The sequence below is a fragment of the Microbulbifer maximicatervae (SeqCode) genome (assembly GCF_052467815.1).
This window is the reverse complement of the sequence record NZ_CP174326.1, coordinates 4850620-4866807: the sequence shown is the minus strand read 5'-3', so window position 1 is coordinate 4866807 and position 16188 is coordinate 4850620. Positions and strand designations below refer to the sequence as shown.

12 protein-coding genes and 4 tRNA genes are annotated in these 16188 nt (G+C 52.1%); 14 read left to right on the top strand and 2 right to left on the bottom strand.

The window, feature by feature from the left end:
- The first annotated feature begins 167 nt into the window (after window positions 1–167).
- Both ACJJIW_RS21065 and ACJJIW_RS21060 read left to right on the top strand, forming a co-directional pair.
- Entirely contained in the window at window positions 168–1049 is an 882-nt protein-coding gene (locus tag ACJJIW_RS21065) for an MraY family glycosyltransferase (protein ID WP_444937378.1), read from the top strand.
- 53 nt (window positions 1050–1102) lie between these two features.
- Window positions 1103–3055 carry a polysaccharide biosynthesis protein gene (locus tag ACJJIW_RS21060; protein WP_444936271.1) on the top strand — a complete coding sequence of 651 codons (1953 nt, stop codon included), beginning with the start codon at window positions 1103–1105 and terminating at the stop codon, window positions 3053–3055.
- Between the two features lie 121 nt (window positions 3056–3176).
- Here the strand turns inward: ACJJIW_RS21060 and ACJJIW_RS21055 are convergent.
- Both ACJJIW_RS21055 and ACJJIW_RS21050 read right to left on the bottom strand, forming a co-directional pair.
- Window positions 3177–3252, bottom strand: a tRNA-Asn gene (locus ACJJIW_RS21055).
- Window positions 3253–3298: 46 nt separating this feature from the next.
- Window positions 3299–3374, bottom strand: a tRNA-Asn gene (locus ACJJIW_RS21050).
- Between the two features lie 241 nt (window positions 3375–3615).
- On the opposite strand from ACJJIW_RS21050, the gene uvrB reads away from it, so the two are divergent.
- The 12 genes from uvrB to ACJJIW_RS20990 all read left to right on the top strand — a co-directional run bounded on the left by uvrB (window position 3616) and on the right by ACJJIW_RS20990 (window position 16186).
- Window positions 3616–5625 (top strand): excinuclease ABC subunit UvrB, encoded by a 2010-nt coding sequence (gene uvrB / locus ACJJIW_RS21045; protein WP_444936270.1) that lies wholly within the window; start codon window positions 3616–3618, stop codon window positions 5623–5625.
- A gap of 176 nt (window positions 5626–5801) precedes the next feature.
- Window positions 5802–5878 (top strand) — tRNA-Val (locus ACJJIW_RS21040).
- Window positions 5879–5988: 110 nt separating this feature from the next.
- Window positions 5989–7917 carry a threonine--tRNA ligase gene (thrS, locus tag ACJJIW_RS21035; protein WP_108733842.1) on the top strand — a complete coding sequence of 643 codons (1929 nt, stop codon included), beginning with the start codon at window positions 5989–5991 and terminating at the stop codon, window positions 7915–7917.
- Between the two features lie 21 nt (window positions 7918–7938).
- Entirely contained in the window at window positions 7939–8484 is a 546-nt protein-coding gene (infC, locus tag ACJJIW_RS21030) for a translation initiation factor IF-3 (RefSeq protein ID WP_444916218.1), read from the top strand.
- A 146-nt stretch (window positions 8485–8630) separates the two neighbouring features.
- Entirely contained in the window at window positions 8631–8825 is a 195-nt protein-coding gene (gene rpmI, locus ACJJIW_RS21025; protein WP_020413351.1) for a 50S ribosomal protein L35, read from the top strand.
- A 36-nt stretch (window positions 8826–8861) separates the two neighbouring features.
- Window positions 8862–9221: a 50S ribosomal protein L20 gene (gene rplT, locus ACJJIW_RS21020; RefSeq protein ID WP_108733840.1), complete on the top strand. Its 360-nt coding sequence runs from the start codon at window positions 8862–8864 to the stop codon at window positions 9219–9221.
- Between the two features lie 193 nt (window positions 9222–9414).
- A complete protein-coding gene (gene pheS, locus ACJJIW_RS21015) occupies window positions 9415–10428 on the top strand; it encodes a phenylalanine--tRNA ligase subunit alpha (RefSeq protein ID WP_282932052.1) in 1014 nt (337 codons plus the stop codon).
- A gap of 129 nt (window positions 10429–10557) precedes the next feature.
- Window positions 10558–12933: a phenylalanine--tRNA ligase subunit beta gene (gene pheT / locus ACJJIW_RS21010; protein WP_444936269.1), complete on the top strand. Its 2376-nt coding sequence runs from the start codon at window positions 10558–10560 to the stop codon at window positions 12931–12933.
- Window positions 12934–13062: 129 nt separating this feature from the next.
- Window positions 13063–13368 (top strand): integration host factor subunit alpha, encoded by a 306-nt coding sequence (gene ihfA, locus ACJJIW_RS21005; RefSeq protein ID WP_108733837.1) that lies wholly within the window; start codon window positions 13063–13065, stop codon window positions 13366–13368.
- Complete coding sequence (locus tag ACJJIW_RS21000; protein ID WP_108733836.1) at window positions 13349–13717, top strand: MerR family transcriptional regulator; 369 nt, start codon at window positions 13349–13351, stop codon at window positions 13715–13717. The genes ihfA and ACJJIW_RS21000 overlap by 20 nt, the downstream gene beginning before the upstream one ends.
- Before the next feature lie 114 nt (window positions 13718–13831).
- Window positions 13832–13908: transfer RNA gene (locus ACJJIW_RS20995), tRNA-Pro, on the top strand.
- Window positions 13909–14101: 193 nt separating this feature from the next.
- Entirely contained in the window at window positions 14102–16186 is a 2085-nt protein-coding gene (locus tag ACJJIW_RS20990; protein WP_444936268.1) for a helicase HerA domain-containing protein, read from the top strand.
- Window positions 16187–16188 lie beyond the last annotated feature (2 nt).

Genomic DNA, 16188 nt, shown 5'->3' with positions numbered 1-16188 from the left:
TCCTTTAATCATTAGCGAATGTTCTCTGCTTGGACGACCTCTAGGGTTTTCCTTTAGGGGTGTGTAGAAAGTTGTAATTGCTTGCGGTGCAAATATTTGTCTGTGTTAAGAGTGGCTGGAGGGATTGGCTTGCGTGAAAGTGATAAGGGGTTGGTTGGTTGAGTAGTGTGGCTTGGGAGTGGGTAATTCCACTGTTGCTTGCTGTGGTTACAAGCTATGGCGCTACATCGGTGTTTATTGTAAGAATGCGCAATTTTGCGCTCGACATACCAAATAATCGCTCGATGCACTCGGTGCCGGTTCCTCGTACAGGTGGGTGGGCTTTCCTGCTTGGCTGCTTGGTCGCGGTAGTTGCTAGCCCACTTGATTTGTCCCCGCTGGTTTTGGGGGCGTTTGCGTTACTGTTAGCTGTGTCCGCCCTGGATGACTTGAGGAGTGTGGCTATACATTTTCGCTTTTCAGCTCATCTTCTGGCGGTAGCCTTGCTGTTAATTGCGCTACCGGGAGGGTTGGACTGGTGGCTCTACCCAATATTCATTTTGGCTGGAGCCTGGGCTATCAACCTCTATAACTTTATGGATGGGATGGATGGCTTGGCGGGGTCAATGACGCTTATCGGCTTTTCTTCTCTGGGGTTAGTTTGCGCTTTAAATGGGGACGCTGAGCTAGCTTGGCTCTGTGCACTGCTGGCTGTATGTGCGTCTGTTTTTTTGGTCTTCAATTGGCCTTCGGCGAAGATTTTTTTGGGTGATGCCGGTTCAACAGGTATAGGTTTGGCGGTGGTTGCTGTCAGTTTGTATGGCTGGCAACGGGGAGCGTTTGAGCTTTGGATGCCGGTGCTAATATTTGCACCTTTTTGGCTGGATGCTACTTACACGTTATTAAAGCGAATGTTGGGCGGTCAGCGTTGGTGGGAGGCCCATCGCGAGCACTTTTACCAAAGATATGCGATTCGGGTTGGAGCAAAAAAAGCGCTCGTTGTGCAGTTGGGCGTGATGTTGCTCTTCTCTTCAGCGGCATTAGCAGTTGCTGTATTTGAGAAGGTCTGAGTAGCCTCTGTAGAGGATGGTTTTTTGTTTGTAGGTAGATTCCGGGGAGTCATGTGACAAGGGTTTGGCGAGGCGTAAAGAGAATCCAAAAGCCTGTATTGATGTTGGCATTTGATATGCTGATGTTAAGTTTGGCCTTTCTGCTGGCTATGGCAATCCGGCTCAATGGTGTCGCACAATTTCTTGAGTGGCGAATGTTTGCCTGCCTGGGGTTAACGTTAGTCGCTACTAGTTTTATTTTTCTTCGGCTAGGTTTGTACCGGACAATTATCCGGTACATGGGGCAAAAAGCTATTATTGCGGTTCTGCAAGGGGTAACCCTTTCTGCAGTGATGCTGGCACTCTTTTCCTACTTGACTACTGCAGGGGTTCCTCGTTCTGTCCCTGTGATCTATTGGTGCTTTGCATTTATTGCCGTGGGTGGGTCCCGCTGGTTGGTCCGCCTTTACTATCAGACAGCGCTTGAAATTCATAAAACCCGGGTGGCCATTTATGGTGCTGGTACTGCGGGTTTGCAAATGTATAAGGCGTTGGTTCACGGGCAGCTATATAAGCCCGTTGCTTTTTTTGATGATAACGCCTCCAAGCAAAAGACATTTATCGATGGGTTGTTGGTGTATAACCCTGCAGATATTCTTGAAGTGGTTGCAGGTAAAGATATAGCAGAAGTTATTTTGGCTATGCCCGGAGTACCTAGGCGTCGCCGCAGGGAGATAACCAAGGCACTCAGAGAACGAGGTCTGGTGGTAAAGGCGATTCCTGGAGTGGAGGAGCTGCTCGACGGTGTGGGGCGGGCAGAGGATGTTTCACAGACCTATGAAAATATCCTGGGGCGTGCTCCTGTTGAGCCGCAGAAGGAGCTCGTTTCTGGCTCCATCAGCGGCAAGGTGGTTTTGGTTACTGGTGCTGGCGGGTCCATAGGATCAGAATTGTGCAGGCAGATATCGCAATGGAAGCCTGCCAGGCTGGTTGTTGTTGAGTCCTCTGAATATGCCCTTTATCAGATAGAGCGCGAGCTGCGACAGCAGCACCAGGATGATGGGGTCCAGTTTGAAGTAACCGCGCTGCTAGGCGATGTGCGTAACACTGAGCGTATGGCGGAAATCATCCAGGGTTTCTCCGTGCATACAATTTACCATGCGGCCGCATACAAGCATGTGCCTTTGGTTGAGCAGAATGTTGTTATTGGTGCCGAGAATAATGTCCTGGGCACCCTTTCCGTACTTGAGGCCGCAGAGCAGCATAGAGTTGAGCAGTTTGTGCTTATCTCTACCGATAAGGCTGTCCGGCCAACCAATGTTATGGGTGCCACCAAAAGATTTGCTGAGCTGATTTGCCAGGATTTTGGTCGCCGTTTTAATAAAATGCGCGTATGCATGGTCAGGTTTGGCAATGTTATCGGCTCTTCCGGTTCAGTAATTCCCCTGTTCACGGATCAGATCAATGCCGGTGGTCCGGTAACTGTAACCCACTCAAAAGTAACCCGTTATTTTATGACTATCCCCGAGGCGGCTCAGCTGGTATTGCAGGCTGGGAGTATGGGGCGCAATGGGGATGTATTTGTTCTCGATATGGGTGAGCCTGTACGCATCTACGATCTGGCTGAGCGCTTGATTCGCTTGATGGGGCACACAGTAAGGGATGAAGAAAACCCTGATGGCGATATTGAAATCCAGCTCACTGGATTGCGCCCTGGGGAGAAATTGTACGAAGAATTGTTGTTGGGGGATAACGTGCTAGGCACGGACCACCCAATGATTATGCGCGCCGAAGAGGAGCGTCTCGACAGTGAGGCTTTGCAACTTCTGGTTTCGGAGCTCAGGGATGCGTGCGGCTCTCATGATTGCGAGCAGGTCCGCAGGATTCTATGTAGGGCTGTAAAAGGCTACTCACCCAAGCAGGGATTGGTCGATGTTGTCTGGTCGAGGCAGGGGCAGGTACGTAAAGCGAGTGGAGGGGCGACTGTGGAGAGGTTGCCTTTAGCTGGGGAGGTTGGCTCCCGCTAGTGCATGTTTTGGGCGGCTAACCAATACGGGTTGGTCGCTATTTCCCGGTCCCTATGTGGATTAATAAAATTGAGCAGAAAAGAAAAAGCCCGGATAGATGGAATCTATCCGGGCTTTTGTTTGGCTCCGCCTGCTGGGCTCGAACCAGCGACCCAATGATTAACAGTCATTTGCTCTACCAACTGAGCTAAGGCGGAATTTAATCTAATTTATAGAGCGCAAATTAAGCTGCGCTTTGAAATTTGGCTCCGCCTGCTGGGCTCGAACCAGCGACCCAATGATTAACAGTCATTTGCTCTACCAACTGAGCTAAGGCGGAATATCTTTTCGGCTGTGCCGTTGAGATGGCGCGTATATTATAGAGCACTTCCGAACAGGTCAACCCCTTTTTTCATCTTTAACTAATTGATTTGTCAGGAAATTATTTTTTGGGGTCATGCGCAAAATGCCGCAGGTCAGAGTTGGGAAGGGTAGGACGCTATTCTCTTGTAATTGTGGGTCGTATGACGACAGCCTACAATCCTGTGTTGCATGAATGATTAAGCGGTTGGGGGAAGTGTATGGAGTCGCGACCTTTTAAGGTGGAATCCAAGTATCAGCCAGCGGGCGATCAGCCGCTGGCGATAGAGCAGCTGTCAGAGGGAATTGATGATGGCCTGAGTCATCAAACACTGCTGGGTGTTACCGGCTCGGGTAAGACCTTTACTATGGCGAATATTATTGAGCGCTTGCAGCGGCCGGCCATTGTGATGGCTCACAATAAGACGCTGGCGGCCCAGCTCTACGGGGAATTTAAAGAGTTTTTCCCGAAGAATTCGGTGGAGTATTTTGTCTCTTACTACGACTACTACCAGCCAGAAGCTTACGTTCCCTCTTCGGACACCTTTATCGAAAAGGATGCATCCGTAAACGAGCATATCGAGCAGATGCGCCTCTCGGCCACCAAGGCACTTATTGAGCGGCGCGATGTGGTTGTGGTCGCCACAGTTTCGGCAATTTACGGTTTGGGTGACCCCGACAAATATTTGAAGATGGTCCTGCATCTGGATCGCGGCGATCTCGTTGACCAACGCACTATCCTCAGGCGCCTGGCTGAACTGCAATACACCCGCAATGATGCAGATTTCCGTCGCGCTACTTACCGGGTGCGCGGCGATATTATCGATATCTACCCGGCAGACTCCGATTTGGAAGCGGTGCGCTTGTCTCTTTTTGATGAAGAGATCGAAGAGATCACCATATTTGACCCGCTCACCGGAGAGCAGCTCAGGAAGGTGCCCCGGGTGACCATCTTCCCCAAGAGCCACTATGTGACGCCGCGAGAGACCATCGTCAGTGCCATCGATGAAATCAAAGATGAGCTGCGAGGGCGACTCGAGCAACTGCGTGGCAACAACAAGCTGGTCGAAGCGCAAAGGTTGGATCAGCGCACCCGCTACGATGTGGAAATGATGCAGGAGTTGGGTTACTGCAACGGGGTGGAGAACTATTCCCGCTATCTCTCTGGTCGTGAATCTGGCCAGCCGCCGCCCACGCTATTCGATTACTTGCCCAGCGATGCGTTGCTGTTTATCGATGAAAGCCATGTAACGGTGCCGCAAATCGGCGGAATGTATCGCGGAGACCGATCGCGCAAGGAAACCCTGGTGGAGTATGGCTTCCGCCTTCCATCGGCCCTGGATAATCGCCCCCTCAAATTTGAGGAGTGGGAAGGCTTGGCGCCCCAGACGGTCTTTGTCTCTGCAACGCCTGGCCCTTACGAGCAGGAGAATGCGGGGCAGGTGGTTGAGCAGGTGGTTCGCCCGACCGGCCTGGTGGACCCGGAAGTTGAAGTTCGCCCGGCATTGACCCAGGTGGATGATGCCTTATCTGAAATTCACCAGTGCGTGGATGCAGACCAGCGAGTACTGATTACCGTATTGACTAAGCGGATGGCAGAGGATCTTACTGAATACCTCTCCGAGAGTGGTGTTCGTGTCCGCTACCTGCACTCCGATATTGATACCGTTGAGCGGGTAGAGATTATCCGGGATCTCCGTATCGGTGAGTTTGACGTGCTAGTTGGTATTAACTTGCTTCGAGAAGGCCTGGATATGCCTGAAGTTGCCCTGGTTGCAATTTTTGATGCCGATAAAGAAGGCTTCCTCCGCTCCGATCGCTCGCTGATCCAGACCATCGGACGGGCTGCGCGAAACCTGGAGGGGAGGGCGATTCTCTATGCGGATAAAGTTACCGGTTCTATGGAGCGCGCACTCGAAGAAACCCGTCGTCGCCGCGAGAAACAAATGGCCTTTAATGAGGAGCACGGTATTACTCCCAAAGGTATCCGCAAGAGTGTGGCGGATATTCTGGAAGGAGCAGTGGCTCCAGGCGTGCCGAAGAAAGGGCGCCGCAAGATTGCCGAGGGCAAGGGTGAATATAAGGTAGATGTTGAGGCCCTTACCGATAAGCAGCGCTGGGCCCGAATTGCCGAGCTGGAAGAGCAAATGTACCAGCATGCGAAGAACCTGGAATTTGAAGCGGCAGCAAAATTGCGCGATGAGATTACCCACTTAAAAGGTGTGGAATAATCCTTGCTGAAGGGCGGGACTTGGATCTACATTTTGATAGTCCCGCACTGCCTTGTTGGTGCTTGGTCGCTCTTAAAAAAATTCACACAAAAGTTCAGTAAGTTGTTGAAAACACTGAAAAGCGGTGCTAAAGTTCGCGCTCTTCACAGCACAGGGTTCCCCCGCTGTAGAGCTTTAGACCCGTAGCTCAGTTGGTTAGAGCGCTGCCTTGACATGGCAGAGGTCGGCGGTTCAAATCCGCCCGGGTCTACCACCTTTCAAAAGGATGGATTGCCCATCCCGATCAAGAGTTCCATGAAAAAATTCATGGATAGTTTCATGCGGTCTTTGGTAGGGATCGCCACTGAGAACAAAGGATAAACAATGCCCGTTGTTACTCTCCCCGATGGTTCCCGTCGAGAATTTTCTGCTCCGGTTTCTGTACACGATGTAGCCGCTGATATCGGCCCAGGTTTGGCAAAAGCCGCACTTGCTGGCGTTGTAGACGGCAAGGAAGTCGATACCAGTTACGTTATTGATACCGACGTAAATCTGGCAATTATTACTGATCGTCAGCCCGAAGGCTTGGAAGTGATCCGTCACTCCACAGCGCACTTGCTGGCACAAGCAGTTAAGCAGCTGTACCCGACAGCCCAGGTCACCATTGGCCCGGTTATAGAAAACGGCTTCTATTACGATTTCGCCTACGAGCGCCAGTTTACGCCAGAAGATCTCGAGAAGATCGAAGAGCGTATGGAAGTGCTGGCCAAAGAAGACATCACTGTCAGTCGCCGCCTGATGCCGCGCAAAGAAGCGGTTAAGTACTTCCGCGAAATGGGCGAAGAGTACAAGGCTGAGATTATCGACAGCATCCCCAGCGATGAAGATATTTCTCTCTACCGCCAGGGCGACTTTGAAGACCTGTGTCGCGGTCCCCACGTACCTTCCACCGGCAGATTGAAAGCGTTCAAGCTGACTAAAGTGGCCGGTGCCTACTGGCGCGGTGACTCCAACAATGAAATGTTGACCCGTGTTTACGGCACTGCCTGGGCCAACAAAAAAGAACTGAAAGCTTACCTGCGTCGCATCGAAGAGGCAGAGAAGCGCGATCACCGCAAGCTGGCGAAGAAATTTGACCTTTTCCATATTCAGGAAGAGGCGCCCGGTATGGTGTTCTGGCACCCGAACGGCTGGACCATTTACAGCACTATCGAGCAGTACATGCGTCGCCGCCAGCGCGAATTCGGCTACAAAGAAATCAAGACTCCACAGCTGGTAGATTTCAGCCTGTGGCGCAAGTCCGGTCACGCCGATAAGTTCGGCGATGACATGTTCACCCTGACCAGTGAAGAACGTCAGTTCGCCATTAAACCTATGAACTGTCCTTGTCACGTACAGGTATTCAATCAGGGCCTGCGCAGCTACCGCGACCTGCCGTTGCGTCTGGCGGAGTTTGGCTCCTGTCACCGCAGCGAGCCCTCCGGTTCCCTGCACGGCCTGATGCGCGTGCGCGGCTTTGTGCAGGATGACGGCCATATCTTCTGTAGCGAAGATCAGATCCAGTCAGAGGTTTCTGACTTTATGGATCTGCTGCACTCCGTTTATAAGGATTTCGGCTTCCAGGACGTTATCTACCGTCTCTCCACTCGCCCGGAGAAGCGCGTAGGTTCCGATGAGAGCTGGGATAAGGCTGAAAAAGCCCTGGCCGACGCTCTGGATGCCGCTGGCCTGCCGTGGGAAGAGCTGCCGGGTGAAGGCGCCTTCTACGGACCGAAGATCGAATTCTCCCTGAAAGACTGTCTCGGCCGCGTATGGCAGTGCGGTACCATTCAGGTGGATTTCTCCATGCCGGGCCGCCTGGATGCCCAATTTGTGGCAGAAGATGGCTCGCGCCAGTCCCCGGTAATGCTGCACCGCGCAGCCCTGGGTTCCTTCGAGCGCTTTATCGGAATCCTGATCGAGCACTACGAAGGCGCGTTCCCCACCTGGCTCGCGCCGCAGCAGGTGGCGATCATGAATATCACCGATCGCCAGGCTGAATATTGTCGCAATTTGCAAGATCGTTTGGGTGAGCTGCAATACCGCGCCACAGCTGACTTGAGAAACGAGAAGATCGGCTTTAAAATCCGCGAGCACACGCTTCAGCGTGTTCCTTATCTATTGGTAATTGGCGATAAGGAAGTAGAAAGTCAAACCGTGGCAGTACGTACCCGTAGCGGTGAAGATCTTGGTACAATGACGTATGAGTCATTTCTCGAGATCCTCGAGCAAGACGTAAATCGTCGCGGTCGTTTGACAGAAGATAATGCATAACAACTTGGCAACTGGGAGACCATAGCTATTAAACGAGACACTAAGGGACGGTCCAAAAAGGCCCGCATAAACGATCAGATTGAAGCGTCAGAACTCCGCCTGATAGGCGCTGATGGCGAACAGGTAGGCATTGTCTCCCTGGATGAAGCGCTGGAAGCTGCACAGAAAGCTAGCTTGGATCTCGTTGAAATTGCCTCGGACTCCACGCCGATAGTCTGTAAGATCATGGACTACGGTAAGCACGTATTCGAAGCTAAAAAAGCTAAGAATGCCGCCAAGAAGAAGCAGAAGCAGCAGCAGATCAAGGAAATGAAATTCCGCCCGGGCACCGATGTCGGTGACTATCAGATCAAGCTGCGCAACCTGGCCCGCTTCCTGGAAGCGGGTGACAAGGCCAAAGTATCCCTGCGTTTCCGTGGCCGCGAAATGGCTCACCAAGAGCTGGGCATGGAAATGATGCAGCGCATCGAAAAGGACCTTGAAGAGCTGGGCACCGTAGAGCAGCGACCGAAAATGGAAGGTCGTCAAATGCTGATGGTGATTGCTCCGCTCAAAAAGAAAAAGTGAGGTTTGGGGAAGTCATTCCCGGGATCTCCTTTGAGAAGTGGTTGGGCGACGGCTGCCTCCCCACTCTCGCAGTGCCGGTAACTTCGGTTGTCGGCAGTTACTAAAGGTGCCTGTTTTACAGGCGAATATTAACTTTGGAGTACAAAATGCCGAAAGCAAAGACTCACAGTGGCGCTGCCAAGCGCTTCAAGAAGACGGCTGCGGGCTACAAGCACAAGCACGCTAACAAGAGCCACATCCTCACCAAGATGACCACCAAGCGCAAGCGTCAGCTGCGTGGCACCCAGACTATGAACAAGTCTGATGCTGGTCTGGTCGATCGTATGCTGCGCGCCAAGTAATTGGCCCAAATCGCAAAGGTTTAAGAGGATAGAAGTATGGCCCGTGTAAAACGTGGTGTAGAGGCGCGTCGTCGTCACAAGAAGATTCTGAAGCAGGCTAAAGGTTACTACGGTGCGCGTTCACGCGTATTCCGCGTTGCCAAGCAGGCAGTAATTAAAGCTGGTCAGTACGCATACCGTGACCGTCGCGTTAAAAAGCGTAACTTCCGCGCTCTGTGGATTACTCGTATTAACGCCCAGTCCCGTGCTGAAGGCCTGAGCTACAGCCGCCTGATCGCAGGTCTGAAAAAAGCGGACATCGCACTGGATCGCCGTGTACTGGCCGATCTGGCTGTTTACGATAAAGTCGCTTTTGCTGCCGTAGTTGAAAAAGCTAAGGCAGCCCTGGCAGCGTAAGCTGTCACTTCAGTTGTAAAACTGAATACTCAAAATAGGGAAGGGCTGTAGTGGCCCTTCCCTATTTTTTTATGGAGTTTCCGCTATTTTTTACCGGTGGCGGTGCCTGGGGAAATTCCCTCCGGTACAGAAAGTACCGGCCGAACAAAGCAGAAAAAATTAATCGAAGTTGGATTCAAACGGGAACAGTTCGATGCAAGATTTGCAGTCCCTCACCGAGCAGGCTATGGAGCTGGTGGAGAAGGCCGATGGCCTCGCCGCACTGGATCAGGTGCGTGTTGATTACCTGGGCAAAAAGGGCCAGCTGACGGCACTGCTGAAAGGCTTGGGCAAGTTGTCGGCTGAGGAGCGTCCGGCAGCGGGTGCCAAGATCAACGAAGCCAAGCAGCAGGTTCAGGAAAAAATTAACGCGCGCCGCACTATGCTGGAGCAGGCCGCGATCAACGCGAAGTTGGCCGAAGAGACCATTGATGTCACTCTGCCGGGGCGCGGTGAAGAGCAGGGCAATGCCCACCCCATTACGCGCACCTTAAAGCGCGTGGAAGAATTCTTTGCGAGCATTGGCTTCTCTGTTGAGAACGGCCCGGAAGTCGAACAGGACTACTACAACTTCGAAGCGTTGAATATTCCCGCGCACCACCCCGCGCGCGCGATGCACGACACCTTCTACGTGGACCCTACCACCGTACTGAGAACCCACACCTCCTCAGTGCAGATTCGCACCATGGAGAAAAAGTCTCCACCGCTGCGTATTATCTGCCCGGGCCGCGTATACCGCTGCGACTCCGATGTCACCCACTCGCCCATGTTCCACCAGGTAGAAGGCCTGGTAATCGGCGAGAACATCAGCTTCGCCCACCTGAAAGGCACCATCGACCAATTCCTGCGCGCCTTCTTCGAAGCGGAAGTACCGGTGCGTTTCCGTCCGTCTTACTTCCCGTTCACCGAGCCTTCCGCAGAAGCGGACATCCAGTGTACCGCCTGTTCCGGTGAAGGCTGCCGCGTATGTTCCGGCACCGGCTGGCTGGAAATTCTCGGCTGCGGCATGGTGCACCCGAACGTCTTCGCCGCCTGCGATATCGACAGCGAAAAATACTCCGGCTTTGCCTTCGGTATCGGTATCGAGCGCCTCGCCATGCTGCGCTATGGCGTCAACGACCTGCGCTTGTTCTTCGATAACGATCTGCGCTTCTTGAAACAGTTCTAAGCCAAGTGACAGCGCGAATGGCAATGGCCCTTCGCAACAGCAGTCGAATTGTGGAGGCCTGGGAGGCGAAACAGCCCCAGGCGAAATGCGCACCAAGTTGCGCTGACGGAATACAGAAAGAGATCAACTATGAAAATCAGCAACTCCTGGTTGCGGGAATGGGTAAACCCGGAACTCACCACGCAGGAACTGGCCGATCAAATCACCATGGCCGGCCTGGAAGTGGACGGTATAGAAAAAGTTGCGGGCGATTTCTCCGGAGTGGTTGTCGGTGAGATTGTCGCCTGTGAACAGCACCCGGATGCGGACAAGCTGCGCGTGTGTAAAGTGGCGGGCCACCCCGACGGTGAAATGCAAGTTGTGTGCGGTGCTCCCAATGCGCGCACCGGAATCAAAATTCCTTTTGCCCTGGTAGGCGCCAAGCTGCCGGGCGATTTTAAAATCAAGAAAGCCAAGCTCCGTGGTGTAGAGAGCTTTGGTATGCTCTGCGCACAGACCGAACTGGAACTGGGTGAAGACAACGACGGTATCTGGGAACTGCCAGAAGACGCACCCACCGGTACCGATCTGCGCGAATACTTGCAGCTGGACGACGAGACCATCGAAGTGGATCTCACCCCGAACCGTTCCGACTGCCTCGGTGTTGCCGGTATCGCTCGCGAAGTGGGCGTACTGAATCGCTGCGCCGTTCAGGGCCCGGAAGTTGCTCCGGTACCTCAGCAGATCGACGAGAGCATGCCCGTATCCCTGCTGGCCGAAGCCGCCTGCCCGCGCTACGTAGGTCGTGTCATTCGCAATATCGATATCAAAGCGGTAACGCCTCTGTGGATGCAAGAGCGCCTGCGTCGCAGCGGCCTGCGCAGTATCGACCCGGTAGTAGACGTTACCAACTATGTTTTGCTGGAACTGGGCCAGCCCATGCACGCCTTCGACCTGGAGAAACTCTCCGGCGGCATCAAAGTGCGTATGGCGGAAGCCGGTGAAGAGCTGACCCTGCTGGACGGCCAGGAAGTCAAACTGAAAGAGGGCACCCTGGTAATTGCCGATGAGGAAAAACCTCTGGCGATGGCCGGTATTATGGGTGGCTTGGATTCCTCCGTGACCACGGGCACCCAGCATATCTTCCTGGAGAGCGCCTTCTTTAGCCCGCTGGCCATTGCCGGCAAGGCTCGCTCTTACGGCCTGCACACCGACTCCTCCCACCGTTTCGAACGCGGTGTGGACTACCACCTACAAGAGAAAGCGGTAGAGCGCGCTACCCAGTTGCTGCTGGATATCGTCGGCGGTGAGCCCGGTCCGGTACACGTGCGCGAGCTGACTGAAATTATGCCCGCCGAGCGCCATATTACCCTGCGCCGTGCGAAAGTAGAGTTGGGCCTGGGCATCAAACTGGCCGATGACGAAATCGTCGATATCCTCACCCGTCTGGGCCTGGAAAAAATCGACCAGAACGACGAAGGCTGGACCTTCCTCGCCCCCAGCTTCCGTTTCGATATCGCCATCGAAGCAGACCTCCTGGAAGAACTGGCCCGTGTTTACGGCTACAACCGTATCCCCAGCGAAAGCTTTACCGCCGAGCTGGAAATCGCCCCGCGCCCGGAGAGCACTATTGCCCAGGACAACCTGGAGCAAACTCTGCTGAGCCGTGGCTACTACGAAGCGATTACCTTCAGCTTTATCGATAGCGACAGCGCCGCGCTGTTTGATCCGAAAGCCGATCCAGTGGCCCTGCAAAACCCGATCAGCGCCGAGCTGGCGGTTATGCGCACCACCTTGCTGCCGGGCCTGTGCAAAGCGTTGCAGTACAACCTGAATCGCCAGCAAAACCGCGTGCGCCTGTTTGAAACCGGCCTGCGTTTTGTACCAGGTGCTGAGTTGCACCAGGAACAGATGATTGCCGGTCTCGCCTACGGCAGCCGCTACTCCGAAAACTGGACTGGCAGCAAAGACGCCGTGGATTTCTTCGACGTGAAAGCCGATGTAGAAGCCCTGCTGGCTCGCACTGGTGTAGCCGATGAATTCCGCTTTGTCGCTGGCCAACACCCCGCGCTGCACCCCGGCCAAACCGCCAAGATTATGCGCGGCGACTGCGAAGTGGGGGTTATCGGAGCCCTGCACCCGCAGTTGCAGAAGAAGTTGGACCTGTCCAAGCCCGCGTTCGTATTTGAACTGAGCCTGGAAGCGATCGGCGAGGGCAAAACCCCCGCATTCCGTCCGCTGTCCAAGTTCCCGGAAGTGCGCCGCGATCTGGCCCTGCTGATTGATGCAGAGGTTCCTGCCGCCAGCCTGGTGGAAACTGCTGTCGAAGTTGCAGGTGAAACCTTGACGGACCTCAAGATATTTGATGTCTACCAGGGCAAAGGTATTGATTTAAATAGAAAAAGTGTCGCTTTGGGGTTGACGTTTCAGCATTCGTCACGCACCCTTAATGACGACGAAATCAATGCCGCTGTAGATGCGGTGGTCGGAAAACTAGAAGAAAAATATAACGCTAGTCTGCGCTAGTAGAGCATGATGCTCTCGGGTGCAGGCTGAATTGCACCCCGAGAGCGTCTGCTACCGGGTTGAAAGCCGCCGCGGTTTGGGCCGCTTCCGATCTGGAGTCGACGCCTCTGAATCAATTGGTAGGATCCAATGACAGAGGCACTGACCAAGGCCGGGCTCGCCGAGAAACTGTACGAAGAGCTGGGCTTTAACAAGCGCGAAGCGAAAGAGATCGTCGAATATTTCTTCGAGGAGATCCGCAATGCGTTGGAAAGTAACGAGCAGGTCAAGCTCTCCGGCTTTGGCAATTTCGACCTGCGCGATAAAAGCCAGCGTCCCGGTCGCAATCCTAAGACCGGCGAGGAAATCCCCATCTCGGCCCGCAGGGTAGTCACTTTTAAACCCGGGCAAAAACTCAAGACACGAGTAGAAGAGCATGCTGGAACCGAGCAATAACGCTCAGCTGCCTGCAATCCCCGGTAAGCGCTATTTCACTATTGGTGAAGTGAGTGAACTGTGCGCCGTTAAACCCCATGTCCTGCGTTACTGGGAGCAGGAATTCCCCCAGCTGAAACCCGTCAAACGTCGCGGCAACCGCCGTTACTACCAGCACCAAGATGTCATCATGATCCGCCAAATCCGTGCGCTCCTGTACGAAGAGGGCTATACCATTGGTGGAGCCCGCCAGCAGATCGAAACCGGTAGTGAGCGGGCAGAGGTGGTACAGCTTCAACAAGTACTACCCGAAGTGATCGCAGAACTAAAGGACGTGGTGGCCCTGCTGGAAGGGAAAAATAATTTATAAAAAACTGTAAACCTGGGCTTGCAATCCAGCCGCACTCAGGTATGATTCACGCCACATCGAGACACGATGTCTTTAAAAATCAATCACTTAGCGAAGTGAGCGATTTTTCAAAATCGGAGCGTAGCGCAGCCTGGTAGCGCACCACACTGGGGGTGTGGTGGTCGTCGGTTCAAATCCGGCCGCTCCGACCATATATCGTTGCCTAGCGACGGCCAAGAAACCCGCTTTTTAGCGGGTTTTTTTGTGGCTGGAATTTAGGTCCATATTAAGCCAGTCGTACAGTTGGTGTGCTTATTCTCTGTGGCCTAGCAATTTCCTTATCTTTATCTTTGCGATATTGTTCACGATGGATTGAAGACAAATAATCAAAAGGGAGTTGATTACGTGGCTAGTAATGTCGTACTTGAAGAGCTTGATGCCATCATTTCTGAGTCTGTTGCTCAAGGAGTTGAAGAGCCATTAGGACCTGTGGGGAAAATTGCCAACTGTTATGTGCCTGAGCGTGAGGCGAGCGATGGGCAACTTGGGGATCAGCTTCTAGGTTTTTTATTAAATATAACCTATGACCATGCAACGATTGTTACCTGTGACCCTTGGAAGAGACAGTGTGGCGGCGTACCTAAAAATTCTCTCGTCCTAGTGAAGGTATCCCCATCTGCTGTCGACGCGAGTGATAGAAAGGCTGCTGAAAGGGTGGTCATGGTGCGCATAACCGATAGCGTACCTACTCCTGTAGCGCAAGACATTATTCAGACGGTTTATCAAATACACAAAAATCAGGCAAATATTGACCCTATTACTCAAAAAGAGCTGCAGTGGAGTGCCCTTAAGGGCTCCGTGATAGGCACTTTCTACGACGATGATTACGGAAAAATTACTTTTGGACTGGACGTCGATAGTTATTTTTCTGCTCATTGCTATGAGGTTTATGTACCGACGAAGCCTCACCTCGATCAGCTTATTAACTGTTTTTCCGAACACCCAGCACCGTTAACTATTGGACATTTAAGATATACGGAGACTCCTTCTTTCGCGAATCAGTCACTAGTTCCTGTAAGAGTGGACCCAACAGACTTTGTCGGAAAGTCTTATGGTCATCGAACAGGCTTATTCGGTAAAACTAGATTTGGTAAATCGAATACGATGAAAGTAGTAGCTGATACTGTACTGTCGCAGGAAAATCTCGTCGGACAGATCGTTTTTGACCCGTCGGGTGAATATACGTACGAAAATGAGCAAGATGATGGGAGCTTGTATTCCAAGCACTCTGAAAAATGCGTGCGCTATAGTCTGCACCCGAAGATAATAGCGGCTGAGGAAGAAAAGGGATTTACTACACCGAAAGAACTCAAGATTAATTTCTTCAAAAACCCAGATGTTGGATTCGGGATAATCAGCCAGATGTGGGCTGCGGCTTACAATCACGTGCCTGATTACATTAGCCCTACACTTAGCTGGGAACCAAAGCCGCTAGCTACATGTCCAGGTAAAACAGCTGATCCCAGTGGATATAATCACTACTGGCGCACTATGTCACTTTGGTTTGCGATTCTTTTCGATGCTCATTACGTGCCTAAAAATGCTGATGAAAAAGTCTATATTGGCCTTAAGGCGCCGGTCAGGAAGTATCTCGCAGAGCTTGCTGAAATTCATGAAAATCCAGCAGTGGACATTGATCATTCGGGTGATAAGCCCTGTTTAAATGATCGCCAGAGGATTAAAGCTCTTCCACTTATATTTAAAAAAATGATGGACATATGGGAAGAGCACAAAGGAAAAAAAACTTGGTTCGGCACATCTGATGGAAGTAGTTACTTTAATAAGACCGAAGAATCAATGCTAAAAATTTTATCAGGTCAAGTGGGCTCTGGAACAACTAAATTTACACGTTTTAAAATCTATCACTCTCCTGCTGGCGGATCCGTATTTCAGGAAATAGTATCGCTTGCTATGCAAGGTAAGACAGTTTTAGTTGACCTGGCAATGGGCGATGTCGATGTCAGAAAAGCGATGGCTCGAATGATTTGTCAGGAGTTACTCTCCCGGATGATGGGCCGATTTAGCCAAAATAAACTAGGGGATACCTTCGTCGTACTTTACTTTGAAGAGGCGCACAATCTCTTTCCAAAAGATGATAGAGGGCTTGGGGATAATGTCTACAATAAGATTGCAAAAGAAGGTGCAAAATTTAATATTTCGATGGTCTATGCAACTCAATCGATGAGTACCCTCTCACCTGATCTATTGAAAAATACTGAAAATTTTATCGTTACACATCTAGATGATGATCGAGAAGTTCGCGAGCTAGAGCATAAGCGGGCATTTCGTGATGTTGCATCAGATGTTGAGCGAATTCAGTCTAAGGGATACGTGAGAATAAAAACTCTGAGTATGCCAATGGCACTTCCTGTCCAAATACGACGCTTCGATGGTGCCGCAGATCCTGTAACCATAGAAGAGGGAGAGTAACT